This window comes from Neisseria sp. HMSC067G12, from assembly GCF_001812725.1.
Taxonomy (GTDB): domain Bacteria; phylum Pseudomonadota; class Gammaproteobacteria; order Burkholderiales; family Neisseriaceae; genus Neisseria; species Neisseria perflava.
Window position 1 is genome coordinate 1 of sequence record NZ_KV810223.1, and the last position, 1,878, is coordinate 1,878.

Genomic DNA, 1,878 nt, shown 5'->3' on the forward strand with positions numbered 1-1,878 from the left:
GGTCGGAGCCGTTGACCGCGCCCGGGTCGGTGTTACTGTGTCCGGCAGTCAGACAAATAATTTTGCTCATTAAAGCCTCCCTCAAAATCAGATTAAAATGCACTTTCAGAGGCTTACATTTTCAAACGGCATGGCTTTTGCAGCGGGCGAAACAGTGTCAGTAGGCAACAAAAAGGCCGCCTGAAATTTCAGACGGCCTATGCAATGAAAATTGCTATATTTTTCGTACCAGCATTACCAAATTATTTCCTTCAATCATGATTGAATAGTATTTACCTTTATATTCAAAATCCTTGCTCGCATTACCAGATTGCTTTACTTCCGGCGCCATATCGCCAATCGTTTTAACCAACAGATTGCCGATTTCGGTTTGCCCCATTTTTTCCGTACCATCAATGGCCGTAATCGTTTGTATGGTGGCAAACAGATTAGACAAATCAGAATTCAGCTGCGTGGCTGTCGACAGTCTCAACACCTCTTGTTGAGGGTTAGTTCCCACTTGGATGGCGCCGAAATCAGTCATCATCACAATTTGATAGCCACACTCATTTTCCTCAATATTCTTACTTTGCACCGTCGAAGGCGCACCAATACCTTTCAATCCTGCATCGATATTGAGCAGCAGCTTTTCCACCGATATTCCCATCGGCTCGGCACAAATCGCAGCCTGTTGGGGCGCAGTTTCCTGTTGGGGCGCGGCTTCCTGTTTGGCGGCTATTTCTTGGCTCCCGCAGGCAGCCAAAGTACAAGCCAACACTAAAGCAAGCATGAGTTTCATTTGTTTATCCCTATTCAAATTTTGGAAAAGAGTAGTCATTATAGATAAAAAAGACCCGTCTGAAATTTAATTTTCAAACGGGTTATCCCTTAAAACAAATTTTCCTGTTCCGCTTCCTTATCCGCCTGCTTCAAAATTCGCCACACATGGCGGTCGCTTAAGCGGTGTGCCAAGGCCAAATCGTTAACGGCCTCATATGCAGGGGTGCCACCTGCCGTCTGTCGGTCAAACTGACTGCGGATTTTACGGTTTCGCAGCTCATACAAGGCCGTCTCGCAACGGGGTATAAACAGATTGCACGGAGCCATTGCCTCCACCAGCCGACCGGCTGCCTCACTGCCGATAATCTCCTCCAAATACGCAACACGGGATTGACTGTTTTTCGTATAACCTTGCCGCAACGGATAAGTCGTACCGCCCATCAGGCGCACCAACTCCAGTGTTTCATTAAACCCGATGACCGTAATCAACGCCTGTACACTATCAGGGAGCAGATGCTTGACCGCGCCAAAATCTGCCGTCTCATACATCACACAGCCCCTTTCTTACGGCGGTTCGCCGCAATCTGCAACGCTGCCACCAGCTTGTGCATATTGCCGTCAGACAACCATTCCACACGATCAACCTTAAACATCTTTTTCGCCGTACCGTGCGCATAATTCCAGCTCCAGCCGTTATCCAGCAACAGCGCTTCGATTTTGCGCATCATCGGGTCAGCGGAAGAGCGGCGGTTCGGTCGTTGCCCCGCCGTTTTCTTCGGCTGAAACCCATGTTGGCGCAAATCCTCGACCACGCGCTCCAGCTCAGGGATACTGCACTCCGTACACGACCGCTTGCCCGTCACCCGCTCCAACACCGCGCGATAGGTACCGTCGTCCAAGCCTAGTTCCTTTTGAGCAATTTTAATTTTCGCAATCAACGCCCGGCGCATTATTTCTCAAATACAACATATAGTATAAATTAGCGCATATTATACCAATAAAATACAATATATAGTATTAAGTCGATGTTTTTTTGCGAAACTGACAGACACAAAAAAGGCCGTCTGAAACAGGTTTTAAACCCCATTTCAGACGGCCTTTAATCAAGCTTTAAACGCC

3 protein-coding genes and 1 pseudogene are annotated in these 1,878 nt (G+C 47.8%); all 4 read right to left on the reverse strand.

All coding sequences use genetic code 11. The features are described 5' to 3' along the window. Positions 1 to 70 (reverse strand): annotated as a pseudogene (locus HMPREF2871_RS11580) (N-acetylmuramoyl-L-alanine amidase); the annotation flags it as partial. 144 nt (positions 71 to 214) lie between these two features. Then, positions 215 to 778, reverse strand: coding sequence for a hypothetical protein (locus tag HMPREF2871_RS09850; protein ID WP_049336178.1), 564 nt, complete (start codon positions 776 to 778; stop codon positions 215 to 217). A gap of 89 nt (positions 779 to 867) precedes the next feature. After that, positions 868 to 1,308 (reverse strand): Mor transcription activator family protein, encoded by a 441-nt coding sequence (locus tag HMPREF2871_RS09855; protein WP_002233845.1) that lies wholly within the window; start codon positions 1,306 to 1,308, stop codon positions 868 to 870. Further along, positions 1,308 to 1,709, reverse strand: coding sequence for a gp16 family protein (locus tag HMPREF2871_RS09860; RefSeq protein ID WP_049343874.1), 402 nt, complete (start codon positions 1,707 to 1,709; stop codon positions 1,308 to 1,310). The genes HMPREF2871_RS09855 and HMPREF2871_RS09860 overlap by 1 nt, the downstream gene beginning before the upstream one ends. Positions 1,710 to 1,878: the final 169 nt, after the last annotated feature.